The organism is Streptomyces sp. NBC_00193 (assembly GCF_026342735.1).
Taxonomy (GTDB): Bacteria; Actinomycetota; Actinomycetes; order Streptomycetales; family Streptomycetaceae; genus Streptomyces; species Streptomyces stoeckheimensis.
Window position 1 is genome coordinate 5,991,323 of record NZ_JAPEMM010000001.1, and the last position, 23,892, is coordinate 6,015,214.

Below are 23,892 nucleotides of genomic sequence, written 5' to 3' on the forward strand. Positions count from 1 at the left end.
CTTCCGGATCTTGCCGGGCCCGCGCCGCCCGGCACCGCACCTCGCCGCGCTGCCGGGTCACCCGAGTACGTCCAGTACGCGGGAGACCCGGCAGCGCGGCGAGGCACGGTGCCGGACGACGCGGGCCTGACCGGCAAGATCCGAAAGAGACGGCCAGGCCGTACCGCCGTACGTACGAGGGCCCGCGCCCCGGCTCGTTCGATTCGGAACGGTCCGGGGTGCGGGCCCTCGTACGTACGGCATGAGCCGGGAAGGTGTCAGTGGGCGGCGGCGCCCAGGGTGATCCCGAGGGCGGCGGAGTACTGCGCGACGGCCAGCTTGCCGAGCGCGGGGTACGCGCCGAGCACGTCGGCGGCGCTGCAGCCGGCCTCCTTGCAGGCGGTGTCGAGGAGCCCCTCGGCGGCCTCCGGGCCGACCAGGTACGGGGCCAGCGCGAGCTGGGTCGAACCCTCGCGGCGGAGCTGGTCGGCGATCGCGGCCACCGAACCCTCCTCGTCCAGCGCGGCTGCCATCACCGGCACCGCGAGGCGGGCGGCCAGCAGCATGCCGGTGATGCCCGCGGCCTGCACGGCCTCCTCGCCGCCGGTGGTGGCCAGGACGATGCCGTCGGCGGCCGTGGTCACGCTGAAGAGCCTGGCCCGGTCGGCGCGGGCGAGCCCGGCCTCGGACAGCCGCACGTGCAGCCCCTCGGCGAGCAGGGGGTGCGGGCCGAGCGGGTCGGCGAGTTCGGCGGCGGCCGAGGAGTCCATCAGGGCCTGGCGCATGCGGCGCAGCAGATCCCCGTCGGGGCCGGCCAGCAGGGGAACGGCCACGGCGTCCGGGCCGGTCGGCGCGGGCACCTCCTGCCCGGCGGCGCGGGCGGCCTCCGCGCGCGCGGCGCGGTCGCGGGCGACGGCGGTCAGCACGCCGGACAGGGACGGGAACTCGGTGGAGTCGTCACCGTCGAGGAAACCGACCCGGGCGTCCAGGCCGGGCAGCTCGGAGCGGCCGATGCTGATGATCTCTTCCGCGATCCCCCGCGAGGCGGCGGAGGGGGCACCGGGCACGGCGAGCACCAGCGCGGGCGCGCCCTCTGGCGCCACCGCGGGCTCGGGCCGGCGGTGCCGTCCGGTCTGGCGGGGTCGCGGCATTCGTACGGGCAGGCCATTTGCGGGCCCAGTGGGGGAGCTCATGGCGCCGCATGCTACTGGTTTATCGAAACCGGGTGTTCGGGCAGGGCCTTCTCCGGCGGCATCTGTCCGTATTTATCCAAGGAATGTCAGATACCGTTCAGCGATCCGGTCACCCCTCGGACACCTCCGCGGTCATCCCGCGGCGGGAAGCCGCCAGTCCACGGGCTGCGCGCCCTGGCGGACCAGCAGGTCGTTGGTCCTGCTGAACGGCCTGGAGCCGAAGAACCCGTTGTCCGCGGACATCGGGGACGGGTGCACCGACTCCACGGCCGGCAGATCGCCCAGCAGCGGCCGGAGGTTGCGCGCCTCGCGCCCCCACAACACCGACACCAGGGGTTTGCCGCGGGCCGCGAGCGCGCGGATGGCCTGCTCGGTCACCGCCTCCCAGCCCTTGCCGCGATGGGCGTTGGGCTTGCGCGGGGCGGTGGTGAGCGACCGGTTCAGCAGCAGGACGCCCTGCCGGGTCCACGGGGTCAGATCCCCGTTCCGGGGCTTGCCCGTGCCGAGATCGGCGTGCAGTTCGCGGAAGATGTTGTCCAGGCTCGGGGGCCACGGACTGACCTCGGGGGCCACCGAGAAGGAGAGGCCGATCGCGTGCCCCGGCGTCGGGTACGGATCCTGCCCGACGATCAGCACCTTCACCTCGTCGAAGGGCTGCTGGAACGCGCGCAGCACGTTCGCGCCCGCGGGGACGTAGGTTCTGCCCGCCGCGATCTCCGCGCGCAGGAAGTCGCCCATCGCGGCGATCTGCGCCGCCACCGGCTCCAGAGCCCGGGCCCAGCCCGGCTCGACGATCTCGTTCAACGGTCGTGCTGCCACGGTGGATCACTCTACTGGCCCAGTCCGCCGCCCGGTGCCACACCTCGGACGGGCGCCGGGACCCGCGGTGCCTCCCCGGTCGTCCGTTGTCGCTTCGATACCTGTTCGCAACTGGTTCGATTGCTCCAACTCCCCGTCCCTGACGTCACATTCATCACCGATGACGTTCGAGGGAGACGGTATGGAGCCCCATGAGGACCGCACGCCCGGCACGCCCGGCACACCCCGCACGCTCCGCACGCCCAGCGCCTCCGGCGCATCCCGCAGGACCCGTCCGGCCCGGCGCAGAACGTACGGGAGACTGGCCGCCGCGCTCCTCGCCGGCGGCCTCCTGCTGACCGGCTGCGGAGCCGGCGGCGCGGACCGCACCTCCGACGGGGAGTGGAAGGGCGGCGACGCCAAGCCCCGGCCGTCCGCCAGCCGCCCCGGCGGGGAAAGCACGGAAGGGGAGAGCGACGGGCGGCGCCCCACCGGACCGCCCGCCGACTACCTCTCCACCTTCGCGCTCGACGTGGACACCGCCAGCTACGGATACGCCCGCCGCACCCTCGCGGACGGCAAGCTCCCCGATCCCGCCACCGTGCGGCCCGAGGAGTTCGTCAACAGCTTCCGGCAGGACTACCAGCAGCCCGACGGCGACGGCTTCTCCGTCACCGTGGACGGAGCCCGCACCACCGAGGCGAACTGGTCCCTGGTCCGCGTCGGCCTCGCCACCCGGGTCGGCAACGGCGGGGCGGACGGCGCCGAGGCACGCCCGCCCGCGGCGCTCACCTTCGTCGTGGACGTCTCCGGTTCCATGGCCGAGCCCGGCCGCCTCGACCTCGTCCGCACCTCCATGGGCCTGATGACCGACGAGCTCCGCGAAGACGACTCGGTCGCCGTCGTCACCTTCAGCGGCAAGGCCGAGACCCGGCTGCCGATGACCCGTGTCGAAGGCCACCGCGACCGGATCCACGAGGTGATCGCCGCACTGCGCACCGCCGACTCGACCAACGTGGAGGCGGGAGTCACCCGCGGGTACGAGGTCGCGGTCGAATCGCTGCGGCCCGGGGCCACCAACCGGGTCGTCCTGCTCTCCGACGCCCTGGCCAACACCGGCGCCACCTCCGCCGACACCATCCTGAACCGCATCGGCCAGGCCCGGACCAAGCACGGGATCACGCTGCTCGGCGTGGGTGTGGGCAGCGAGTACAACGACGCCTTCATGGAACAGCTCGCCGACCGGGGCGACGGGCACACCACCTACGTCTCCGACAAGGAGGGCGCCCGCAAGGTGTTCTGCCAGGACCTCCCGGCGCAGGTGCAGTTGCGGGCCCGCGACGCGAAGGCGCAGGTGGCCTTCGATCCGCAGACCGTCGAACGCTTCCGGCTGATCGGCTACGACGACCGCCGCGTCGCCGACGGAGACTTCAGGAACAACAACGTGGACGGGGGAGAGGTCGGCTCCGGCCACTCCGTGACCGCCCTGTACGCGGTACGGCTGCGCCCCGGTGCCAGTGGACACCTGGCGACGGCGACGGTGCGCTGGCTGGACCCGCGCACCCGCGCACCGCACGAGGAATCCGGCAAGATCGAGGCGGCGGCGCTGTCCGGCGACGTGTGGGCCTCGGCGTCCACGCGCTTCCAGGTCACCGCGGTGGCCGCCTACTTCGCCTCCGCCCTGCGCGAGCGCGACGGCGGCTGGGAGCGGGTGCCGGGCGCCGTCCCGCTGGGGAGCCTGGCCGGGCACGCCGACCGGCTGGCCGGGAGCACCGAGGACCCGGCCGTGCGCCAGCTGGCGCAGGCGGTACGCCAGGCCCGCGGACTCACCGGCTGAGGACCCGGACCCGGACCCGGGTCCTGGCCCGCGTCCTGTCCCGGGGCCGCACGCCGGTACGGGCCGCCGCCGCTAGCTGTGCAGCACGGCGGCCCGTACGCACAGGACGTCGGGGAGGTGCTCGGCCAGCAACTGCCAGCTGTCCCCGTCGTCGTGGCTGGCGTACAGCTCGCCGTTGCGGTTGCCGAAGTAGATCCCGGCCGGGTCCGCGTCGTCCGTGCAGAGCGCGTCGCGCAGCACGGTGCCGTAGTGGTCCCCGGCCGGGAGGCCCTTCGTCAGGGGCTCCCAGGTCGCGCCCGCGTCCCGGGTCCGGAAGACCCGGCAGCGGTGCTCCGCCGGGACGCGGTCGGAGTCGGCGTTGAGCGGGAAGACGTAGGCGGTGCCGGGCCGGTGCGGGTGGGCGGCCACCGCGAAGCCGAAGTCGGAGGGCAGACCGGAGCCGATGTCCGTCCAGCGGGTCCCGGCGTCGTCGCTGCGGTAGACGCCCCAGTGGTTCTGGAGGTACAGCCGGCCGTTGTCGCCCGCGTCCTGGGCGATCTTGTGCACGCACTGGCCGAACTCGGGGTCCGGATCGGGCAGGAACACCGCCGAGACCCCGTGGTTGGACGGAGCCCAGCTCGCCCCGCCGTCCGTGGTCCGGAACACCCCGGCCGTGGAGACCGCCACCGTGACCAGGTCCGGGTCGTCCGGGTCGGTGATCACCGTGTGCAGGCCCTCGCCGCCGCCGCCCGGGACCCACTTGTCCCGGGTCGGGTGCTCCCACAGGGGGCGGACCAGCTCGAAGGACTCGCCGCGGTCGGCGGAGCGGAACAGCGCGGCCGGCTCGGTCCCCGCGTAGACCACGCCGGGGGCCTCGGGGCCGGCCGGATGGAGCTGCCAGACCCGTTCCAGGGAGGCCCCGGTGTCCTCGGGGAACTTCACGGCGGCCGCGGCGGGCTCCCGCCAGGTCGCGCCCAGGTCGTCGGAGCTGAAGACGGACGGCCCCCAGTGCGTGCTGTCCCCGGCGACCAGGAGCCGGGGCGCGACGCCGCGCCGGTCGATGGCGACGGCGGAGACCGCCTGGGCGTTGAAGTGGGGTTCATCGAACTTCCAGGTGCCGCCGGAGTCCCGGCGGCCGATGAACAGTCCCTTGCGGGTCCCCGCGAGCAGTACCACGTCGGTCATGGCCGACACCTCCGGACGTCTTTGTCCCAACGGCAGCTTCCCGGCCAGTCTGCACCCGGCCACTGACAGCGGCAGGGTGCGGCGCGCGAGCGCACCCCGGGCCACCAGCTCATACGAAGGGTCTCGTACTACGAGAGATTTCGTAGTACGGTGAATCTCGTACTTGGCGGCCGGTTCCCCGGCGCGCTTCCGGTCGGCTCTGGAGACCCCTCATGAGTGCTGTCCCCGCATCTTTCGCCGCGCTGTTCCAGCCGTGGACCATCCGCTCGGTCACCGTGCCGAACCGTGTGTGGATGGCTGCGATGTGCCAGTACAGCGCCGACCCGACCGGTCCGGACACCGGCGTGGCCAACTACTGGCACTTCGCGCACTACGCGGCCCGCGCCACCGGCGGTACCGGCCTGATCATCCAGGAGGCCACGGCCGTCTCCCCCGAGGGGCGGATCTCACCGTACGACCTCGGCATCTGGAACGACACCCAGGTCGAAGCGCTGCGCCGGATCACCTCCTTCCTCAAGGGCCAGGGCGCGGTCCCCGGCATCCAGATCGCCCATGCCGGCCGCAAGGCCTCCACCGACCGCACCTGGAAGGGCGGGCAGCCCGTCGGCCCCGAGGCGCACGGCTGGCAGCCCAGCGCCCCGAGCCCCGTGCCGTTCTCCGCGGACCACCAGGTCCCGCACGAGCTGACGGTCGGGGAGATCCGGGACGTCGTGGAGCAGTTCGCGGCCGCCGCCCGGCGCTCGCTCGACGCCGGCTACCAGGTGGTCGAGATCCACGGCGCCCACGGATACCTGATCGGCGAGTTCCTCTCCCCGCACAGCAACAAGCGCACGGACGAGTACGGCGGCTCCTTCGAGAACCGCACCCGCCTCGCCCTCGAAGTCGTCGACGCCGTACGGGCGGTGTGGCCCGAGGAGCTGCCGCTGTTCTTCCGGATCTCCGCCACCGACTGGCTGGGGGAGGACGGCTGGACCGCGGACGAGACCGTCCGGCTGGCCGTGCTGCTCGAGCAGCACGGCGTGGACCTCCTCGACGTCTCCACCGGCGGCCTCGCCCCCGGTGTGACGATCCCGGTCGGCCCCGGCTACCAGGTGCCCTTCGCGGCCCGGGTCAAGGCCGAGACCACCCTCCCGGTCGCCGCCGTGGGTCTGATCACCGAGCCGGAGCAGGCGGAGAAGATCCTGGCCAACGGCGAGGCGGACGCCGTCCTGCTGGGCCGGGAGCTGCTGCGCGACCCGTTCTGGGCCCGCCGGGCGGCCGTCGAGCTCGGCAGCGAGATCCGTACGCCCGTCCAGTACCACCGCTCCTGGTGAGCCGGTGCGGTGCGGGGACGGGGGTCCCGCACCGCACCCGCCGTTCGGCTCCGCTCCTACGATGACTCTCGTACGATGGAGCCGTACACGGCATCGCGGCACCGCGGCATCACCCAGTGAGTGGAGTACGGACATGACGGAACGTGACGCGGCCCGTGTCCTCGCCCACCCCGAGGCTGCCGAGATCCGGCTCGAAGGGGTGCTGCACGCCCTCTCCGACCCGGTCCGGCTGTCGATCGTGCGCGATCTCGCGGCCACGGACGCCGAGTTGCCCTGCTCGTACTTCGAGCTCCCGGTCACCAAGTCCACCACCACGCACCACTTCCGGGTCCTGCGCGAGAGCGGTGTCGTGCGCCAGTGGTACCGCGGCACGGCCAAGCTGAACGCCTTGCGCCGGGCCGAGCTGGCCGAGCTGTTCCCCGGGCTCCTCGACGGCGTCCTCGCGGCGGCCGCCGCCGAGCAGGCGCGCGACGACGGCTGAGGCGGCCCCCGGCCCGGCGGGTCAGTCGGTGCCGCCGGCCGCCGCCAGCAGGCCCTCCCAGTCCGGGATCTTGACGGAACGCCGGCCCAGGGACCGCCCCAGCTCCGCCTCCGCCGTCTCGATGGCCAGCCACCCCGGCCACCGGACGGGTCGCAGCCCGGCCTCGTGCAGGGCCTCCAGCGGATCCCGCTCCCGGTCGCGCCGGGCCAGCGCCCCGGCGTCCTGGAGCAGCGAGGAGGCCGTCTCCTTCGCGCAGGGCCGGTTGGTGCCGATGACCCCGGTCGGGCCGCGCTTGATCCAGCCCGCCACGTACTCGCCGACGGAGGCGCGGCCCTCCCGGAGCACCCGGCCCGCCGCGTGCGGGACCGTACCGCGCCGCTCGTCGAAGGGCAGCCCGTCCAGCGGGACGCCCTGGTACCCCACCGAGCGCAGCACCAACTGGGCCGGGACGTCCTCGTAGACCCCCGTGCCGGTGACCCCGCCCAGGCCGTCGGGGGCCGTCCTCTCGAACCGCATTCCGGTGACCCGGCCGTCCGGCCCGCCGAGCACCTCCACCGGGCGCAGGAAGAACCGCAGCGCGATCCGCCGGTCCCCGCCGCTCGCCGGAGCCGCCGCCCAGCCGCGCAGCACCTCCACGTTGCGCCGGTTCACGGCGGGCAGGGCCGCGCCCGGGTCCGCGTACGCCGGGTCCAGGGCCAGTTCCGCCGGGTCGGCCAGGGCGTCGACGCCCGGCAGGGTGCCCAGCTCGCGCAGCTCCTTGGTGGTGAACTTGCCCTGGGAGGGCCCGCGCCGGGCCACCATGTGGACCGCGCGCACCCCGCTGGCGCCGAGCGCCCCCAGGGCCGGCTGCGGCATGTCGGTCGGGGCCAGCTCCGGTACGCCCCGGGCCAGGATCCGGGTGACGTCGACCGCCACGTTCCCGGCGCCGACCACGATCGCCGCATCCACCCCGGGCAGCCCGAAGGCCTCGGCCGCGGCGTCCGGATGGCCGCTGTACCAGGAGACGAAGGCCGTGGCGGAATGCACCCCGGCGAGGTCCTCGCCGGGGATGCCGAGCATCCGGTCCCGGGCCGCGCCGACGCAGTAGACCACCGCGTGGTACAGCTCCAGCAGCCGGGCGGTGGGCAGGGCGTCCCCGCCGACCTCGACGTTCCCGAGGAAGCGGATCCGCTCGTCCTCCAGCACGGTGCGCAGGCTGCCCTGAAGGGACTTGATCTTCTCGTGGTCGGGGGCCACCCCGTAGCGCACGAGCCCGTACGGCGCCGGCAGCCGGTCGAGCACGTCGACCCGGATCCCCGGCACCTCACGCTGCTGTACGAGTGTCTGTGCGGCGTAGACCCCACTGGGGCCCGATCCGACGACGGCGATACGAAGCACGGCGGAGCTCCTCCCGCAGGTGTTCCCAGCATGACACCGGGTGCCGGGGCCGTCAGCCCATCGCGCGCATCCGGTGGATCTCGGCGCTCTGGGTGGCCGCCACCTCGTTGGCCATCTCCTCCACGGCGGCGTTGTTGCCGGCGGCCAGGACCTCGCCGGCCATCTTCAGGGCGCCCTCGTGGTGGGCGGTCATCAGGGTGAGGAAGAGCCGGTCGAACTCCGGCCCCCTGGCCGCGGTCAGCTCACCCAGCTGCTGCTCGGTGGCCATGCCGGGCATCGCCGCGTGGTCGTGGCCTCCCGGGGCGGCGGTGGGTGCCGGGTTGCGGGCCGCCCATCCCTCCATCGCGCCGATCTCGGGCTTCTGCGCGGCCGCGATGCGCTCGGCGAGCCGCTTGACCCCCTCGGCGGAGGCCCGGTCGGGGGCCAGAGCACTCATGGTCAGTGCCTGCCCGTGGTGTTCGATCATGTTCCGCACATACGCTCGGTCCGCCGCGTTGGGACTGTCGTCGGGGAGCTCCTTCGCCGCCTGTTCGGGGGAGAGGGTGCGCGCCTTCTCGCCGGGCTTGCCGGGGGCGATCACCGCCGGTCTGCCGTCCGCCGCGCCGTCCGCGCCGCCGCCGTCCGTGCAGCCGGCGAGGGGGAGGAGGAGCCCGAGGGTCAGGGCCGCTCCGACGATTCGCCCGAGTGAGACTTTCGCCATGTCCATGCAAAGGACCATACTGCCGGGGTCCGCGTTCCGTTCCCACCACGGGCGGAACCGATCGGACCCATGGGAGGGCACAGTGACCTCGATGCACACCAGCAGAGCGCGGCGCAGATCCCTGGGAGTGGCCGCAGCCGCGGCCGGACTCCTCACCTCGTTATTGGCGGCCGGACCGGCGGTCGCCAGCCCGGATCCGGGAGACCTGCTGCTCCCGGGCGCGGGCGCGCCGCAGAGCGCCGCCACCGCGGCCGGCGAGGGACGGGAGTTGGCACCCGGAGAGATTCCCGGCCAGGACGAGATCGTCCACAGCCGGAACATCAAACCCCTGGCCAACATCCCGAGCACCGACCCGAACCAGATCAACTCCGACATGACGTTCCAGGGCAAGTACGCCTACGCGGGCAACTACAACGGCTTCGTGATCTACGACATCGGCAACCCCAAGGCGCCGAAGAAGGTCACCGAAGTGCTCTGCCCCGGCGGGCAGAACGACATATCGGTCGACGGTGACCTGCTCTTCCTGTCGACCGACTCCTCGCGCAGCGACGACTCCTGCAACAGCGTCTCGCAGCCCGCCACGGAGAAGTCCTCGTGGGAGGGCATCAAGATCTTCGACATCAAGGACAAGAAGAACCCCAAGTACATCAAGTCCGTCGAGACCCCGTGCGGTTCCCACACCCACACGCTGGTGCCGGGCGGCCGGAACGCCTACCTCTACGTCTCCTCGTACAACCCGAACGACGCCTTCCCCGACTGCAAGCCGCCGCACGACGGCATCTCGGTCGTGAAGGTCCCCAAGAAGAACCCGACGCAGGCCGCGGTCGTGGCCTTCCCGATCCTCTTCCCGGACGGCGGCAACCCGGGCGGGCCCACCAACCCGGGCGTCTCCAAGACCACGGGCTGCCACGACATCACCGTGCTGCCCTCCAAGGACCTCGCCGCCGGCGCCTGCATGGGCGACGGCATCCTCTTCGACATCAGCAAGCCCGAGGAACCGCGCGTCATCGACCGGGTCCAGGACAACGTGAACTTCGCGTTCTGGCACTCGGCCACCTTCAACGAGCGGGCGAACAAGGTGGTGTTCACCGATGAGCTGGGCGGCGGTGGCGGCGCCACCTGCAACGAGGCCACCGGCCCCAACCGGGGAGCCGACGGCATCTACGAGATCACCGGCCGCGGCGACCAGCGCAAGCTCGTCTTCAAGAGCTACTTCAAGATCCCGCGCCTGCAGGCCGACACCGAGAACTGCGTGGCCCACAACGGCTCGCTGATCCCGGTCGGCGGCGGCCGCGACATCATGGTCCAGGCCTGGTACCAAGGCGGCATCTCCGTCTGGGACTTCACCGATTCCACCAGCCCGAAGGAGATCGCCTACTTCGAGCGGGGCCCGCTGACCACCGACAAGCTCGGCCTCGGCGGATCCTGGTCCGCGTACTACTACAACGGGCACATCTACTCGAACGACATCGTCAAGGGCCTCGACGTGCTGCGGCTCGACGACTGGCGCACCGACAGTGCCAAGTGGGTGTGGCTGGACCGGCTCAACGTGCAGACCCAGCCCGACTACCGCTGACGCGGAGAGGGAAACGTTCCGCCGGGCGGACCACCGTCCGGCGGAACACCCAGCTCCCAGTCCAGCCCGTAGCGCTGGAACAGCTCGGCCCGCAGCCGGGCGGCCGGCATCGGAGCGCCCGGCAGCAGCACCGCCACCACCGCGCCCATCAGCAGCGCCCGCAGCAGCGGATAGTCGGTGTCCACGTCCGCCGATCCGTACCGGCCGACGGTGTCCCGCAGCAGCTCCGCGAGCCGCTGCTGCTCGGCGCACTGGACGAAACCCTCCGCCTGCAGGATCCCCGCCATATGGGTCCGCATCAGCCGCGGCCGGTCCATGGCCAGCCCGAGGATCGCGTCGATGGCCCGGGCCAGGCGCTCCCTGCCCGCGTCGGGTCCGACGGGCCGGGGCTCCCGCTCCAGCGCCGCCTCCAGCGTGAGGTGCATCAGCCGGTGCACGGCGGACTGCAGCAGCTGGCGCTTGCCCGGGAAGTAGTAGGACACCAGGCCGCGGGCGGCTCCCGCCCGGTCGGCGATGTCGCCGAGGGTGGTGGCCTCGAAGCCGCGCTCCCCGACGAGCTCGACCGTGGCTTGCAGCAACCGCTCCCGGGAACGCCTGCGCAATTCTTCATTGACCGATGCGCTGCGCGGGGACATGCTTGCTCCTGCGTTGACTGGCTCGCGGCCAGTATACTCAGCGCGCCGGACCGCCTGCTCTGGGCGACACGGGGGATCGCCCAGAGCAGGCACCGTCCGAGACCGCGAGCGCCACGATCACCGCACCGAGCAACCAGCCCCCCAGGACGTCCGAGAACCAGTGGACGCCCAGGTAGATCCGGGTGAAGCCGACCCCGAGGACCGAGACCGCGGCCAGGAGCAGCGCCACGGCCGCGAGTGACCGCCCGCCCGGGCGGAAGGACGAGCGGGAGAGCGTGCGGGAGGGCGACCCGGGGACCCGGTCGGAGAACGGCCGCGCCGGACCGTGCGCGACCAGCCACACGAGCAGGCCGCAGACGACCATCGCCGTCATGGCGTGCCCCGACGGATAGGCGGCGTAGTCCGCGGAGACGATCGGATCCGGCCATACCGGCCGCTCCCGTCCCACCCAGAACTTCAGCCCCTGACTCACCGCCGAGGCCGCGAGGGTGGCCAGGGCGATCCGCAGCGCGCACCGGCCGTTGCCCCGCCACCACAGCCACAGGCAGGCCGCGCCCGCCAGGGCCCGCATGGTCCAGGGGTCCCAGACCCAGTCGCTGAGCACCCGCACCGGCCCGGTGACCCCGGGACGGGAGACGGCGTAGGCGTGCAGATCCCGCGCGATCCGGCCGTCGAAGGACAGCAGCGGAGCCCAGCCGGTGGCCACCAGGACCGTCAGCACGATCGACGCGAGCGCGGCGAGCGCCACGGCGAACAGCGCGCACGCCCGTGGGGCCGGCAACCGTACGTGAGCGTTCCGCATCCGCCGATCCTCGCATCCGGCGGCGTCGATGCCCCGTAAGGGCGACTGCCCGTCGAGGCCCTAGGTGTATTGATCACGAGCGTTGTTAACAGGGCCGGGTCTTGATCATGGCGAAGACCTCCGGTGTGGTGGAGGTGTCTAGGCTCCACACCACACACGGAGGTCTTCGTGTCACACCGTAATGCCCGCCTGACCGTTCACGGCAGGCGGATCCTGGTCGAACGTGTCCTGGCCGGGCGGCCGGTGGCGCATGTCGCTGCCGAGATGGGCATATCAAGGCCCACGGCCCACAAGTGGGTCCGCCGCTGGCGGACTGAAGGCCATGCGGGACTCCACGACCGTTCCAGCCGCCCGCGCACGACCCCGCACCGCACTCGCCCCGCGGTCGAAGCCCGAGTCTGTGACCTGCGCAGGAGCCGAAAGCTCGGGCCGGCCCGGATCGGCCCGATCCTGGGCCTGCCCGCCTCGACCGTGCACCGGATTTTGACCCGTCACGGCTTGGGCCGCCTGGCCTGGCTGGACCGGCCCACCGGAGAGCCGATCCGCCGCTACGAACGCGCTCGACCGGGCGAACTCGTCCACGTCGACATCAAGAAACTCGGCAACATCCCCGACGGCGGCGGATGGCGCGTGGTGGGCCGAGCCGCAGGCGACCGTAACCGCCAGGCCACTACCGACCAGCGCAGAAGCAGCACGCCGGTGATCGGCTACTCCTACATCCACTCCGCCGTCGACGATCACTCCCGCCTCGCCTACAGCGAAGTCCTGGCCAACGAGCGCAAGGAGACCGCCACCGGGTTCTGGCAGCGGGCCAACGCCTTCTTCGCCGCCCACGGCATCACCGTCGAGCGCGTCCTGACCGACAACGGCGCCTGCTACAAATCCAAGCTCTTCACCAGGACCCTCACCGCGGCCGGCATCGCCCACAAAAGAACCCGGCCCTACCGGCCACAGACCAACGGCAAAGTCGAACGCTTCAACCGCACCCTGCTCGAGGAGTGGGCCTACCAACGGCCCTACACCTCCAGCACCGAGCGGACAGCAGCCCTGACAGACTTCCTGCACACCTACAACCACCACCGCTGCCACACCGCACTGGGCGGACACCCGCCCATCAGCCGTGTGAACAACGCTGCGGGTCAATACACCTAGTGATCTGGTCTGGAGATCCTGTCGCAGTAGCGGCAGATTCGGTCGAGGATCTGGTCGGCGGTCTTGGTCCACTTGAAGGGCCTGGCCTCGTCGTTCCAGACCTCGATCCAGCCCTCGAGTGCGGTCTTGAGGTCGTCGAGTGAGCAGAACACGCCGCGTTCGAGGCAGCGTCGTTCCAGTTCGGCGAACCACCGCTCGACCTGGTTGATCCACGACGAATACGTCGGCGTGAAGTGCAGCTGGAACCGGGGATGCGCCAGCAGCCACTGGTGCACCACCGGTGCCTTGTGGGCGGAAAGGTTGTCGCAGATGACGTGGACCGCCAGGCACGGATCGGTCTGGCGGTCGATCTCGTCGAGGAAATCACGGAAGTCCACGGCCCGGTGCCGCGCGGACAGTTTCGTGATCACCTTGCCGGTGGCGGTGTTCAGGGCGGCGAACAGGTCGACGGTGCCGTGGCGGACGTAGTCGAAGGTCCGCCGTTCGGGGACTCCGGGTAGCATCGGCAGCACCGGCGCGGTCCGCTCCAGGGCCTGGATCTGGGGTTTCTCGTCCACCGCGAACACCGCCGCGTTGGCCGGCGGGGCGAGGTAGAGGCCGACGACATCACGGATCTTGTCGATCAGCAGAGGGTCCGGGGAGATCTTGAAGGTCTCGGTCCGCCACGGCTGCAAGCCGAAGGCGTGCCAGATCCGCAGCACACTCGCGGGCGAGATCCCCACGACCTTGGCGAGCTCCCGCTTCGACCAGTGCGTCCCGCCCGCGGGTGTCTGCTCGAGGGTGCGGACCACCACCTCTTCCACCTGGGCGTCGGTGATGGTCCGCGGCACCCCGGGCCGCGGCTCGTCGGACAGGCCGTCCAGTCGGTCCCGCAGGAACCGCGTCCGCCATCTGGCCACCGTTTTGCGCTCTGTGTTCAGCCGTGCGGCCACCACGGTGTTGTTCCACCCTCGCGCGCACGCCAGCACGATCTGCGCGCGCTGGGCCAGGCCCTGCGCCGTCGAACGCCGCCTGGCCCAGCTCTCCAACGTCAGCCGCTCGTCCTCCGACAGCACCACGGGTGGCAGCCTGGTATCGCCCATGCCGTCAGGACACCGGACCAAAACCGGCCCTGTCAGGCAAAACCCAGGATCTGAAACAGAACACGACTCATGGGGCGAGCCCACAACTCAAAACCAGATCACTAGGCCGTCTCTTTCGGATCTTGCCGGGCCCGCGACGCCTGGCACCGCGCCTGGCCGCACTGCCGGGGCAACCGAGTACGTCCAGTACGCGCGTGCCCCGACAGCACGGCCAGGCACGGCACCAGACGACGCGGGCTCGGCCGACAAGATCCGAAAGAGACGGCCTAGGCCAGCGCGTTGAGTCCCGGTCCGAAGGCCACCAGCACCGGAACCGCCGGAGCCAGCATCGCCAGGGCCGTCAGCCGCATCCGGCGCACGGCCGACAGGCGCGGCGCCGCCGCCAGCAGCCGCCGGACCCGTTCGGGGACGTGCGCGTGCGGCGCGGGGGAGGGGCCGAAGACCCCGCGGTCCTCGTTCAGGCCGATCAGGGCCAGGGCCGTGGTCAGGCGCCCGTACCGGCGCGAGGCCACGTCGTCGGCCGCCAGCTCCACCAGCCGGTGCATCTGCGCCTCGAACGCGGCGAAGACCGGGACCTGCGGGAACCCCCCGGACAGCGCCCGCGAGCAGTGCAGCAGCCAGTCGTGCCGGGCCGCCGCGTGCCCCTGCTCGTGGGCCAGTACGGCGTCCAGCTGACTCCCCTTGAGCCGGCCCAGCGCCGCCGTCGTGACCACCAGCTGCGGGACCGGACCCGGCAGCCACCAGCTGTCGGGCCGCCGCCCCTCCAGCACCACGAGCCGCGCCCCGGTGGCCTGCTCCCCGGGCAACAGCGGTGCCCGCAGCAGCAGTTCGGCGCCCTGTGCCCGCCGCCGGGCGCGGGCCCGCAGGATCTCCCGGGCCAGCATCGCTCCGGTCCACAGCCCGCCGCCCGCCAGCGCGACGGCGGTGCCCGCGGCCCAGAGCCCGCCCGCGGCGTCCAGCGCGTAGGCGTCGACCACGCCGTGCGGAGCCGGGGCGAACAGCCTGCCCCGTACGGCCTGCCAGGCGGCGGCCGCGCTCAGCAGCATGGACAGCGCGAAGCACAGCAGGACGGCGCCGACCACGCACTGCCACACCCACAGGGCCACGACGGGTTCGTGCTCGGGCCATTGGGCCCGGGCCAGCAGGCGGGGTGCGAGCACCGCGGTCAGGGCGCCGAGCAGCAGGAGAACGGCGGGGACCATCATGGGCCTCAGCCTAGGAGCGTGCGACTACCTGCGGGTATGGTCCGGGCCAAGGGTGACGCAGGACACGTTTGCCCCGCCCGCGTCCTCACATCGTGAGCAGCATCGCCAACATCCCCATTCCCATGGCCAGTCGGCAGGCCCGGATCACTTCCGCCGGTCCGGCGGGCGCTCCGCCGGCCCCCGCGGCGCCGACGGTGACCAGGCGGGCGCCGCCCAGCACCACGTACCCGGCGTAGTAGAGGAGCAGCAGGCCGGTGAGCAGCGGCAGCCCGGCGCCCTGCCCGTGGGCGTGCCCGGCGGAACCCGCTGCCGCGCCCGCGCCGGTACCGGCGGCCAGCGCCATGTAGACCATGGTCAGCGAGCCCACCAGATGGTGCGCGTGGTGCGGGCCGTCGCGCAGCAGCCACACCGCGTGCAGCGCCGCCCCGCAGAAGACCGCGCCCAGTACGGGCGCCTGCCAGTCGCCGCCCAGCCGCAGCGGCACCGCCATCAGGGCCATGCCGAACCCCATCGCCGCCTCCCCGGCCGCCGGTCCGCCGCCGGCTCTCCCCGCGCGCCGCAGACAGTACGCCCCGCTCACCGCGCAGAGCAGGACGAGGAGCCAGGCGGAGACGGCGGTGGAGAGGGACGTGGCGGGACCGTGCACGGCGGAACCTCCCGGTTCGTCGGCTTCACCGGAAGAGATGCCCCCTTCACACGGCCATCACGCCGGGCGAGGTTAGGCTCTGTGCGACACCGCAAGAAGCACGGCGCGGACCTCGCGCAGAACGGAGCCCTCGATGCCGAGCGCAGCCCCCCACGCCCTGACCTACCGCAGTGCCGTGGAGGCGGACGTCCCGGCGCTCGTGGCGCTCGTGGAATCGGCGTACCGGGGAGACTCGAGCCGCGGGGGCTGGACCACCGAGGCGGACTTCCTGGACGGACAGCGGACCGACGCCGAGGACGTGGCGGCCCGGATCGCCGCGCAGCCCGCGGGCCTGCTCCTCGTGGCGGAGCGCGACGGCGAGATCGTCTCCTGCTGCCACCTCGAGCACCGCGGTGACCACGTCCACTTCGGCCTGTTCGCGGTCCGCCCCGGCCGGCAGGGCGACGGGCTGGGCAAGGCGGTCATGCTGGAGGCGGAGCGCCGCGCCCGCGAACAGTGGGCGGCCAAGGAGATGCGGATGACCGTGATCACCGTACGGGAGGAGCTCATCGCCTTCTACGTGCGCCGCGGTTACGAGCGCACCGGCGAGTTGAGCCCCTTCCCCTACGGGGACGAGCGGTTCGGCGTGCCGCTCCGCGACGACCTGGCCTTCGAGCTGCTGGTCAAGACGCTGTAGCCGAGGCGGCGGCGGACGGGGCGGGGGCGGTGTGGTGCCCGCGGGCCCGTCCGCCGACCCGCCGTCCGCCGTGCACGGTCCGCCGTGCGCGGTCCTCAGGCGGTGAAGCGGCCCGTGGAGCGGATCTCGGGGAAGTCGGTGAGTACGCCGTCGAGTTCGAGGGCCCGCGCCAGCCGCAGCCGCTCCAGCGTGTTGACCGTCCACCCCGTCACGCGCAGCCCGGCCTCGTGCGCCGCCTCCACGGTGTGCAGGGTGAGGTGGCCGATGTTGAGGGCCACCGTCTCCGCGCCCGCCAGGGCGGCCCGGGCGACGACCTCCCCGGCCTCGCCCGGGGTCTGGTTCGCGTAGAGCACCGTCCGTACGCCCGGCACCAGCCGGGCCGCCTCCACGAGCACCTCGTCGCGGAAGGAGGCCACCTCCACCCGGCCGGTCAGATCGCGGCGCAGCAGCAGCTCCGCGAAGGTTCCGACGGCGGCGAGGTCGTGGACCTGGATCCGGAGCGGGGCGCGGACCGCGTCGACGACCTCGTCCAGGACCGGCACGTGCTCGCCCTCTCCGGCGTCCAGCTCGCGCAGTTCGGCCAGGGTCAGATCGGCCACGGCTCCCGAACCGTCGGTGGTCCGGTCCACCTCGGCGTCGTGCAGGACGACGAGGGCGCCGTCCTTGCTGAGCCGCACGTCCAGCGCGACGACGTCCATACCGGAACGTTCCGCGCGGACGAACGAGCGCAAGGTGTTCTCCGGTTCGACACCCATGACCCCGCGGTGCCCGATGGTGAGGAAAGTCAAGGTTCTCATCCTTCCGTCGACGGCGGCTCCCCGCGCGGTCGCGGTGTCCCGACCGGCCGCGCGCGATGTGAGGCGCATGCTAGTGCGCCCCGCATGCGATGAAACCGCCTTTGCAGGGGCTCCGCAACGCCGTCCGGCCGCTTCACGACGGGCTTGCCGGGGGCTGGGGAGCCCCCGGCGCGGCGTGCGTGGTCACCCGGTGGTGGGCGCGTCCCCGCCGGCTTGACGTTCCTGCTCGCCCAGCCCCTCCAGATCCGCCAGCAGGGCCCGGGTCAGCTCCAGTTCGGCCAGGTGCTGGCGCTCGCTCCAGCGCAGGGCGAGGACCGGGAACGCCCAGTCCGGCTCGGTGGCCGCGTGCGCCATGGCCTCCCGTACGGAGGCCAACTCCTCGGTGGTGCGCTCCAGATGCTCCGTCACCATCCCGCGCAGCCGCTCCGGCTCGGCCAGGTGCCCGAGCCAGACCCGCAGCAGCAGACCGTGCTTGAGCACCGGGGGGCCCGCCTCGGAGGCATCGGAGGCCCAGCCGGCCAGCGCCTCGCGCCCGGCGGGGGTGATGCCGTAGCGGCGCTTGGCCCGCACCTCTTCGGGTCCCGAGCGCACGGAGGCCGCGTAGCCCAGTTCCTCCAGGCGGCGCAGTTCGGCGTAGATCTGGCTGATGGCCGGGGACCAGTAGAAGAAGCGCAGGGACGAGTCCGCCCACTTCTTCAGCTCGTAGCCGGTCCGCTCCCCGGGGAAGGACAGCAGACCGAGTACCGCCCACGCGGTCGGTGGAAGCTCTTGCTTCTTCGGCTTCTGACTACTAGTCATATTTCGATTAGAAGTGAGACCCGGCACGGGACGCGACCCTGGAGGCATAAGTGAAGTTCTCCGTCATCTTCGAGGCACAGCTGGCCGACCCGACCGTGGAGCGCGAGCACCAGGTCATCCGTGACTGCGTGGAGCAGGCGGTACTCGCAGAACAGATGGGATTCGACCGGATCTGGGCCGTCGAGCACCACTCCCTGAAGTGGTACGCCCACATGTCCGCCCCGGAAATCTTTCTGAGCTTCGTCGCTGCCCGGACGAACACCATACGCATCGGGCACGGGGTCGTGTGCATGCCCTTCGCCTTCAACCACCCCGTCCGGGTCGCCGAGCGGGCCGCGATGCTCGACCTGCTGTCCGGCGGGCGGGTCGACCTCGGGGCCGGGCGGGGCGGCACCGTGCAGGAGACCTCGCTGTGCGGGGTGGACAGGGACCGCACCACGGCGGAGGTGGAGGAGGCGCTGCGGATCATCGGGAAGGCCTGGCAGGAGGAGGAGCTGGAGTACCACGGGGAACTCATCGACATCGATCCGCACCCCATACTGCCGCGGCCGAGCCAGCGGCCCCATCCGCCGCTGTTCCTCGCGTGCAGCCGGGCCGAGACCCTGGTGCAGGCCGCGGAACTGGGCGTGGGGGCGCTGGTGATGGGATTCGCCGGGCCCGAGTCCATCGGGGGGATGCGCTCGGTCTACGACGCCGCGATCGCCGGCCGGGACGGCGGCCGCTTCGTCTCGACGGCCGTCAACGACCACTTCTCGGTGCTCTGCCCGACGATCGTGCTCGACGACCCCGAGGAGGCCCGCAGGATCGGGATCCGGGGGCAGCGGTTCTTCGCGCAGTCCATCGGCCACTGGTACGGCGGCGCCGGGGTGCCGGACGAGGCGGTGGTCGCCGGCGCCGACGAGGGGGCGGAGATGCGCAGGGCGGCCGAGCAGGTGGTGGCCCGGCTGCACGAGCAGGACATCCCGGTGCGGCCCACCGCCACGGCCACCTTCAACGCGGACCACGCCTACGGGAGCGCCGACGAGGCGATCGCGTACGTGGAGCGGCTGCGGGACGCGGGGGCCGACGAGATCATGTGCCTGATCCAGATGGGCACCGTGCCGCAGGAGGCCTGCCTGGAGACCCTGCGGCAGTGGGGCGAGAAGGTCATCCCGCACTTCGCGAACCAGCGGGCGTAGGGGCGCCGCCGTGACGGATGTGACTGCTGGGGCCGTTGCGGCCGACGGGGCGGATGGGGCGGACGGGGCGGACCAGGCCGACGGGGCGGACCAGGTGGACCAGGTGGACCAGGCCGACCGGCTCGATCCCGCCGCCCGGCCCTACGCCGATGCGCTGGCCTCCCTCTTCCCCGACCTCGGAGGGCGGGTCACCGACGCGGACGAGGCCCGCCGGATCCTCGCCGCCGTGCCCGCGACGGCCCGGCCGGCCGTCGTGGGCGCCGTGGAGGACCGGGAGGTCCCCGGGCCGCCCGGGGCGCCGCCGGTCCCCGTACGCGTCTACTACCCGGACCCGGAGCGGCGGCCGGGCTCCCGGCCGACCGTGGTGTTCTGCCACGGCGGCGGCTGGGTCCTGGGCGACCTCGACAGCTACGACGCCACCGCGCGGGCGCTCTGCCGGGCCTCCGGCGCGGTCCTGGTCTCCGTGGACTACCGGCGGGCGCCCGAGGCCCGCTTCCCCGCCGCCGTCCACGATGCCTACGCCGCCCTGTGCTGGGCCGGTGCACACCTCGACGAGCTCGGCGGGGACCCGGACGCCCTGGTCGTGGCCGGCGACAGCGCCGGCGGGAACCTCGCCGCCGCCTCCTGCCGGCTGGCGCGCGACCGCGGGGGCCCCGCCGTCGCGCTCCAGGTGCTGATCTACCCGTGCCTGGACGCCGCCCGGGACACGGAGTCCTACCGGAGCAACGCCGAGGGCTACTTCCTGACCGCGGGGCACCTGCGCTGGTTCTGGGAGCAGTACCTCGGCCCCGGCGGCGACGGCGGCGATCCGCTGGCCTCCCCGCTCGCCGGGGACCTGCGCGGGCTGCCGCCCGCGTACGTGGTGGTCGCCGGCTGCGATCCGCTGCGGGACGAGGGGGTGGCGTACCACCACCGGCTGCTCGGGGCCGGGGTCCGTTCGGCCCTTGACGCGCACCCCGGAATGTTCCACGGGTTCCTCGCACTGGCCGGAGTGCTCCCCGAGGCCCGTCAGGCCTTGGTGCGACTGGGCGGAGTCATCGACTCCGGGCATAAGAACGGGAAGACTTCCGGTGAAACCGGGGGTGACGCAGGATAATTTCCCGGATCTCCTCTTGAGCGGGAGAGCCTCACCCGTTTACGCTGTGCCGACGTGAGGTTCTCCTGTGGAGGAAGTGACATGACGGAAACTCTTGTGCCGGGTATCAGCGGTGCCGTGATAACCGCTGGTGTGCGGGTGGTCGACCACCCGGCGTGGCCCGAGCTCAAGGCCGCCGTGGAGGAGATCCGGCCCTGGCAGTCGGCCGACGGCTCCATCGACTTCGAGCGCGAGGGGTCGCACATCCGCGAAGCCGCCCCGGCCGCGGTCGAGCGCGTGATCGAGGGCATCGAGGCGCTGTCGCCGCTGCTCCCGCACGGCGCCGCGTACCACCGTGCCCTCATCGCCGACCTGCGCAAGTGGGCCGACGGCGGCTTCGGCGTGCCCGACTTCCTCGACTCCCTGCTGTCCTTCGCCCCGGCCGCCGAGCGCGCCGACGGACTCCAGCACCTCGTGGTCTTCCCGATGTACACGCAGAACGGCAACCCGGACCGCAACCTCGAAGCCGTCGTGCTGAAGATGGTGTGGCCCGAGTGGCTCTCCGAGCTGGAGCGCACCCGGTACGACAACCCGCTCTTCCTCGGCATCACCTTCGAGGACTTCACCCCGGGCTACGACACGCACTCCGCCGTGCTCTTCCCGGAGACCATCGCGGTGCGCGAGGCCCCCGAGCGCTTCACCTGGGGCGGCATCTTCTGCGACCGTGAGGCCGCCCGCTACCGCAAGGTCACCGAGGCCGCCGTGGACATCCTGGGCATCGAGCTGCCCGAGGACATCGCCCGGATGGTCGAGGACCAGGAGCGCTGCGAGAAGGCCTTCGTCCTGTGGGACATGGTCCACGACCGCACCCACAGCCACGGCGACCTGCCGTTCGACCCCTTCATGATCAAGCAGCGCCAGCCGTTCTGGATGTACGGCCTGGAGGAGCTGCGCTGCGACCTCACCGCCTTCAAGGAGGCCGTGAAGCTGGAGTCCGAGGGCAACGAGCACGGCCGCGACGTGCAGTACGCCGTCCTCTTCGACCGGATGTTCCGCTTCCCGGTGTCCGGCGACCGCAACCGCAACTACGACGGCCTCGGCGGCCAGCTCCTCTTCGCGTACCTCCACAAGCACGACGTCGTGCGCTGGACGGACAACAAGCTGAAGATCGACTGGATGCGCGCCCCGCAGGTCACCAACCAGCTGTGTGCCGAGATCGAGGACCTCTACCGGGCCGGCATCGACCGCCCGAAGCTCGTCCACTGGTTCAAGGCGTACGACCTGGTCGCCGAGTACCTCGCCCCCCACCCGGGGTCCAAGTGGGCCAAGGGCCCCGACGCCCTTGACCTGACGCAGCCGCCGCGCAAGCTCGTGGACGACGTGCTTCCGGACGAGTTTCCGCTGAGCATGTTCTATGAGGCCCTGGCCAAGAAGCTCAAGGGCGTGATCGCCTCGACCAAGGGCATCACGGCAGGGAACGCCGCGGACCGCGAGACCGCTGCGCGGGTAGCCGCGTGAGCGCTCGCCCACAGGAGGCTGCACAGATGAACGGCTCCGGTAACGGAAACGGGAAGCTCCACGGGGCGGTAGTGGCGGTGGCGGGGGCCGGCGGGCCCGCGGGCCGCGCCACCCTGCTCCGCCTCGCCGAGGCGGGAGCCGTGGTCGTCGCCTCCGACGCCGACGCGGCCCGCCTCGCGGAAGCGGTGGACGCCGCGCGCTACGCCCACGGCGGCGCCACCATCACCGGTGACACCGTCGACCTGCTCGACCTGGACGCCACCAAGGCCTGGGCCGACCAGACCGAGAAGGAGTTCGGCCGCATCGACGGCCTGGTCCACCTCGTCGGCGGCTGGCGCGGCAGCACCACCTTCACCGACACCGACCTCGCGGACTGGGCCTTCCTGGAGAAGCTCCTCATCCGCACGGTCCAGCACACCTCGCTCGCCTTCCACGACGGGCTGCTGCGCAGCGACCGCGGCCGCTACGTCCTGGTCAGCCAGTCCGGTGCGCACAAGCCGGTCGCCAACAACGCCGCGTACAACGCGGGCAAGGCGGCGGCCGAGGCCTGGACCCTCGCGATGGCGGATTCCTTCCGCAAGGCGGGTGGCGAGGACGGTCCGGGCGCCGCGGCTGCGATCCTGGTGATCAAGGCATTGGTGCACGACGCGATGCGCGCCGAGCGTCCCACTGCGAAGTTCGCGGGCTTCACCGACGTCAAGGAGCTGGCCGAGGCCATCGCCGGCGTCTGGGAGCGGCCCGCCACCGATGTGAACGGACAGCGCCTGTGGCTCACCCCCCAACCGTGAAGACCGGTGTCGTGAAGACCGCGATACGCAAGTCCGCGGCGAAGACCGACGCCCGCCGGCACCACGACCCGGCGGTGCGCGGTTTCGCGAGCGACAACTACGCCGGGATCCACCCGGAGATCCTCGCGGCCATCGCCCTCGCCAACGGGGGCCACCAGGTCTCCTACGGCGACGACGAGTACACCGAGCACCTGCAGCAGGTCTTCCGCGGCCACTTCGGCCCGCACGCCGAGGCCTACCCGGTCTTCAACGGCACCGGCGCCAACGTGACCGCCCTGCAGGCCCTCACCGACCGCTGGGGCGCCGTGATCTGCGCCGAGTCGGCGCACATCAACGTCGACGAGGGCGGTGCGCCCGAGCGGATGGCGGGCCTCAAGCTGCTCACCGTCCCCACCCCGGACGGCAAGCTCACCCCCGAGCTCATCGACCGGCAGGCCTGGGGCTGGGAGGACGAGCACCGGGCGATGCCGCAGGTCGTCTCGATCACCCAGAACACCGAGCTCGGCACGGTCTACACCGTCGACGAGATCCGTGCCATCTGCGAGCACGCGCACGCCAAGGGGATGAAGGTCCACCTCGACGGCGCCCGGATAGCCAACGCCGCGGCCTCGCTCGACGTGCCGATGCGCAGCTTCACCAACGCGGTCGGCGTGGACGTGCTGTCCTACGGCGGCACCAAGAACGGGATGATGGCCGGCGAGGCCGTCGTCGTGCTGAACCCGGACTCCGTCCGGCAGATGAAGCACATCCGCAAGATGTCGATGCAGCTCGCCTCCAAGATGCGCTTCGTGTCGGTGCAGCTCGAAGCGCTCCTCGCGAAGGACCTGTGGCTGCGCAACGCCCGCCACGCCAACGCGATGGCGCAGCGGCTGGCGGCCGGGGTGCGCGAGACCGACGGGGTGGAGATCCTCTACCCGGTGCAGGCGAACGCCGTGTTCGCGCGGCTTCCGCACGAGGTCTCGCGGCGGCTGCAGGAGCGCTACCGCTTCTACTTCTGGGACGAGATCGCGGGCGACGTCCGGTGGATGTGCAGCTACGACACCCGGGAAGAGGACGTGGACGGCTTCCTCCAGGCGTTGAAGGAAGAGCTCGCACGCTAGCGGCATAAATCTATAGGCATGC

The 23,892-nt window shown here is 72.2% G+C and carries 23 protein-coding genes; 11 read left to right on the plus strand and 12 right to left on the minus strand.

Features of this window, described 5'->3' with window-relative positions; all coding sequences use genetic code 11:
* Nucleotides 1–257 precede the first annotated feature (257 nt).
* Both OG898_RS26855 and OG898_RS26860 read right to left on the minus strand, forming a co-directional pair.
* On the minus strand, nucleotides 258–1,172 hold the full coding sequence (locus OG898_RS26855; protein ID WP_250745073.1) for a sirohydrochlorin chelatase: 915 nt from the start codon (nucleotides 1,170–1,172) through the stop codon (nucleotides 258–260).
* A 132-nt stretch (nucleotides 1,173–1,304) separates the two neighbouring features.
* The gene (locus tag OG898_RS26860; protein ID WP_250745074.1) at nucleotides 1,305–1,991 is read right to left on the minus strand and encodes a uracil-DNA glycosylase; all 687 of its coding nucleotides are present in this window, start codon (nucleotides 1,989–1,991) and stop codon (nucleotides 1,305–1,307) included.
* A 181-nt stretch (nucleotides 1,992–2,172) separates the two neighbouring features.
* Here OG898_RS26860 and OG898_RS26865 point away from each other — a divergent pair, with 181 nt between their 5' ends.
* Nucleotides 2,173–3,807, plus strand: coding sequence for a von Willebrand factor type A domain-containing protein (locus OG898_RS26865; protein ID WP_266959721.1), 1,635 nt, complete (start codon nucleotides 2,173–2,175; stop codon nucleotides 3,805–3,807).
* A gap of 72 nt (nucleotides 3,808–3,879) precedes the next feature.
* Here OG898_RS26865 and OG898_RS26870 read toward each other — a convergent pair whose 3' ends face one another.
* Complete coding sequence (locus OG898_RS26870) at nucleotides 3,880–4,971, minus strand: sialidase family protein (RefSeq protein ID WP_250745076.1); 1,092 nt, start codon at nucleotides 4,969–4,971, stop codon at nucleotides 3,880–3,882.
* A 212-nt stretch (nucleotides 4,972–5,183) separates the two neighbouring features.
* Here OG898_RS26870 and OG898_RS26875 point away from each other — a divergent pair, with 212 nt between their 5' ends.
* Together OG898_RS26875 and OG898_RS26880 are read left to right on the plus strand one after the other, a co-directional pair.
* Nucleotides 5,184–6,284, plus strand: coding sequence for an NADH:flavin oxidoreductase/NADH oxidase (locus tag OG898_RS26875; RefSeq protein ID WP_266959723.1), 1,101 nt, complete (start codon nucleotides 5,184–5,186; stop codon nucleotides 6,282–6,284).
* 133 nt (nucleotides 6,285–6,417) lie between these two features.
* On the plus strand, nucleotides 6,418–6,765 hold the full coding sequence (locus OG898_RS26880) for a helix-turn-helix transcriptional regulator (protein WP_250745078.1): 348 nt from the start codon (nucleotides 6,418–6,420) through the stop codon (nucleotides 6,763–6,765).
* A 21-nt stretch (nucleotides 6,766–6,786) separates the two neighbouring features.
* Here OG898_RS26880 and OG898_RS26885 read toward each other — a convergent pair whose 3' ends face one another.
* Both OG898_RS26885 and OG898_RS26890 read right to left on the minus strand, forming a co-directional pair.
* On the minus strand, nucleotides 6,787–8,142 hold the full coding sequence (locus OG898_RS26885; protein WP_250745079.1) for an FAD-dependent oxidoreductase: 1,356 nt from the start codon (nucleotides 8,140–8,142) through the stop codon (nucleotides 6,787–6,789).
* A 52-nt stretch (nucleotides 8,143–8,194) separates the two neighbouring features.
* Nucleotides 8,195–8,848 (minus strand): DUF305 domain-containing protein, encoded by a 654-nt coding sequence (locus OG898_RS26890; protein WP_266959726.1) that lies wholly within the window; start codon nucleotides 8,846–8,848, stop codon nucleotides 8,195–8,197.
* 76 nt (nucleotides 8,849–8,924) lie between these two features.
* Between OG898_RS26890 and OG898_RS26895 the strand changes: the two genes are divergently transcribed.
* Nucleotides 8,925–10,418, plus strand: a complete 1,494-nt coding sequence (locus tag OG898_RS26895; protein ID WP_250745081.1) for an LVIVD repeat-containing protein — start codon at nucleotides 8,925–8,927, stop codon at nucleotides 10,416–10,418.
* Here the strand turns inward: OG898_RS26895 and OG898_RS26900 are convergent.
* Both OG898_RS26900 and OG898_RS26905 read right to left on the minus strand, forming a co-directional pair.
* Nucleotides 10,409–11,053 (minus strand): TetR/AcrR family transcriptional regulator, encoded by a 645-nt coding sequence (locus OG898_RS26900; RefSeq protein ID WP_250745082.1) that lies wholly within the window; start codon nucleotides 11,051–11,053, stop codon nucleotides 10,409–10,411. The two genes, OG898_RS26895 and OG898_RS26900, sit on opposite strands and share 10 nt — an antisense overlap.
* A gap of 37 nt (nucleotides 11,054–11,090) precedes the next feature.
* Nucleotides 11,091–11,855: a phosphatase PAP2 family protein gene (locus OG898_RS26905; RefSeq protein WP_250745083.1), complete on the minus strand. Its 765-nt coding sequence runs from the start codon at nucleotides 11,853–11,855 to the stop codon at nucleotides 11,091–11,093.
* 168 nt (nucleotides 11,856–12,023) lie between these two features.
* Between OG898_RS26905 and OG898_RS26910 the strand changes: the two genes are divergently transcribed.
* Entirely contained in the window at nucleotides 12,024–13,007 is a 984-nt protein-coding gene (locus tag OG898_RS26910) for an IS481 family transposase (RefSeq protein WP_266959729.1), read from the plus strand.
* Here the strand turns inward: OG898_RS26910 and OG898_RS26915 are convergent.
* The 3 genes from OG898_RS26915 to OG898_RS26925 all read right to left on the minus strand — a co-directional run bounded on the left by OG898_RS26915 (nucleotide 13,004) and on the right by OG898_RS26925 (nucleotide 15,940).
* Entirely contained in the window at nucleotides 13,004–14,089 is a 1,086-nt protein-coding gene (locus OG898_RS26915; RefSeq protein WP_266959731.1) for an IS630 family transposase, read from the minus strand. The genes OG898_RS26910 and OG898_RS26915 overlap by 4 nt on opposite strands.
* Before the next feature lie 266 nt (nucleotides 14,090–14,355).
* Complete coding sequence (locus OG898_RS26920) at nucleotides 14,356–15,294, minus strand: M56 family metallopeptidase (RefSeq protein ID WP_250738875.1); 939 nt, start codon at nucleotides 15,292–15,294, stop codon at nucleotides 14,356–14,358.
* An 85-nt stretch (nucleotides 15,295–15,379) separates the two neighbouring features.
* Nucleotides 15,380–15,940 carry a DUF5134 domain-containing protein gene (locus OG898_RS26925; RefSeq protein WP_250738876.1) on the minus strand — a complete coding sequence of 187 codons (561 nt, stop codon included), beginning with the start codon at nucleotides 15,938–15,940 and terminating at the stop codon, nucleotides 15,380–15,382.
* A gap of 133 nt (nucleotides 15,941–16,073) precedes the next feature.
* Between OG898_RS26925 and OG898_RS26930 the strand changes: the two genes are divergently transcribed.
* Nucleotides 16,074–16,616 carry a GNAT family N-acetyltransferase gene (locus tag OG898_RS26930; RefSeq protein WP_266959733.1) on the plus strand — a complete coding sequence of 181 codons (543 nt, stop codon included), beginning with the start codon at nucleotides 16,074–16,076 and terminating at the stop codon, nucleotides 16,614–16,616.
* Between the two features lie 95 nt (nucleotides 16,617–16,711).
* Here the strand turns inward: OG898_RS26930 and OG898_RS26935 are convergent, their stop codons facing one another.
* Complete coding sequence (locus tag OG898_RS26935) at nucleotides 16,712–17,404, minus strand: glycerophosphodiester phosphodiesterase family protein (protein WP_250738879.1); 693 nt, start codon at nucleotides 17,402–17,404, stop codon at nucleotides 16,712–16,714.
* Nucleotides 17,405–17,596: 192 nt separating this feature from the next.
* Complete coding sequence (locus OG898_RS26940; RefSeq protein WP_250738881.1) at nucleotides 17,597–18,211, minus strand: PadR family transcriptional regulator; 615 nt, start codon at nucleotides 18,209–18,211, stop codon at nucleotides 17,597–17,599.
* Between the two features lie 50 nt (nucleotides 18,212–18,261).
* Between OG898_RS26940 and OG898_RS26945 the strand changes: the two genes are divergently transcribed.
* The 5 genes from OG898_RS26945 to OG898_RS26965 all read left to right on the plus strand — a co-directional run bounded on the left by OG898_RS26945 (nucleotide 18,262) and on the right by OG898_RS26965 (nucleotide 23,870).
* Nucleotides 18,262–19,389, plus strand: a complete 1,128-nt coding sequence (locus OG898_RS26945) for an LLM class flavin-dependent oxidoreductase (protein WP_266959737.1) — start codon at nucleotides 18,262–18,264, stop codon at nucleotides 19,387–19,389.
* A gap of 10 nt (nucleotides 19,390–19,399) precedes the next feature.
* Nucleotides 19,400–20,485, plus strand: coding sequence for an alpha/beta hydrolase (locus OG898_RS26950; protein ID WP_266959739.1), 1,086 nt, complete (start codon nucleotides 19,400–19,402; stop codon nucleotides 20,483–20,485).
* 81 nt (nucleotides 20,486–20,566) lie between these two features.
* Entirely contained in the window at nucleotides 20,567–21,982 is a 1,416-nt protein-coding gene (locus OG898_RS26955; protein WP_250738885.1) for a DUF6421 family protein, read from the plus strand.
* A 26-nt stretch (nucleotides 21,983–22,008) separates the two neighbouring features.
* Nucleotides 22,009–22,770 (plus strand): SDR family NAD(P)-dependent oxidoreductase, encoded by a 762-nt coding sequence (locus tag OG898_RS26960; RefSeq protein ID WP_250738887.1) that lies wholly within the window; start codon nucleotides 22,009–22,011, stop codon nucleotides 22,768–22,770.
* Nucleotides 22,767–23,870 carry a low specificity L-threonine aldolase gene (locus OG898_RS26965; protein ID WP_250738888.1) on the plus strand — a complete coding sequence of 368 codons (1,104 nt, stop codon included), beginning with the start codon at nucleotides 22,767–22,769 and terminating at the stop codon, nucleotides 23,868–23,870. Before OG898_RS26960 ends, OG898_RS26965 begins: the two co-directional genes overlap by 4 nt.
* Nucleotides 23,871–23,892 lie beyond the last annotated feature (22 nt).

What these genes read in the sequence shown, in the direction of transcription:
- OG898_RS26900 (WP_250745082.1), bottom strand. Translation starts at nt 11,053, where the DNA reads ATGTCCCCGCGCAGCGCATCGGTCAATGAAGAATTGCGCAGGCGTTCC.
- OG898_RS26915 (WP_266959731.1), bottom strand. Translation starts at nt 14,089, where the DNA reads ATGGGCGATACCAGGCTGCCACCCGTGGTGCTGTCGGAGGACGAGCGG.
- OG898_RS26865 (WP_266959721.1), top strand. Translation starts at nt 2,173, where the DNA reads ATGGAGCCCCATGAGGACCGCACGCCCGGCACGCCCGGCACACCCCGC.
- OG898_RS26940 (WP_250738881.1), bottom strand. Translation starts at nt 18,211, where the DNA reads ATGACTAGTAGTCAGAAGCCGAAGAAGCAAGAGCTTCCACCGACCGCG.
- OG898_RS26930 (WP_266959733.1), top strand. Translation starts at nt 16,074, where the DNA reads ATGCCGAGCGCAGCCCCCCACGCCCTGACCTACCGCAGTGCCGTGGAG.
- OG898_RS26905 (WP_250745083.1), bottom strand. Translation starts at nt 11,855, where the DNA reads ATGCGGAACGCTCACGTACGGTTGCCGGCCCCACGGGCGTGCGCGCTG.
- OG898_RS26880 (WP_250745078.1), top strand. Translation starts at nt 6,418, where the DNA reads ATGACGGAACGTGACGCGGCCCGTGTCCTCGCCCACCCCGAGGCTGCC.
- OG898_RS26960 (WP_250738887.1), top strand. Translation starts at nt 22,009, where the DNA reads ATGAACGGCTCCGGTAACGGAAACGGGAAGCTCCACGGGGCGGTAGTG.
- OG898_RS26870 (WP_250745076.1), bottom strand. Translation starts at nt 4,971, where the DNA reads ATGACCGACGTGGTACTGCTCGCGGGGACCCGCAAGGGACTGTTCATC.
- OG898_RS26920 (WP_250738875.1), bottom strand. Translation starts at nt 15,294, where the DNA reads ATGATGGTCCCCGCCGTTCTCCTGCTGCTCGGCGCCCTGACCGCGGTG.
- OG898_RS26890 (WP_266959726.1), bottom strand. Translation starts at nt 8,848, where the DNA reads ATGGACATGGCGAAAGTCTCACTCGGGCGAATCGTCGGAGCGGCCCTG.
- OG898_RS26955 (WP_250738885.1), top strand. Translation starts at nt 20,567, where the DNA reads ATGACGGAAACTCTTGTGCCGGGTATCAGCGGTGCCGTGATAACCGCT.
- OG898_RS26855 (WP_250745073.1), bottom strand. Translation starts at nt 1,172, where the DNA reads ATGAGCTCCCCCACTGGGCCCGCAAATGGCCTGCCCGTACGAATGCCG.
- OG898_RS26875 (WP_266959723.1), top strand. Translation starts at nt 5,184, where the DNA reads ATGAGTGCTGTCCCCGCATCTTTCGCCGCGCTGTTCCAGCCGTGGACC.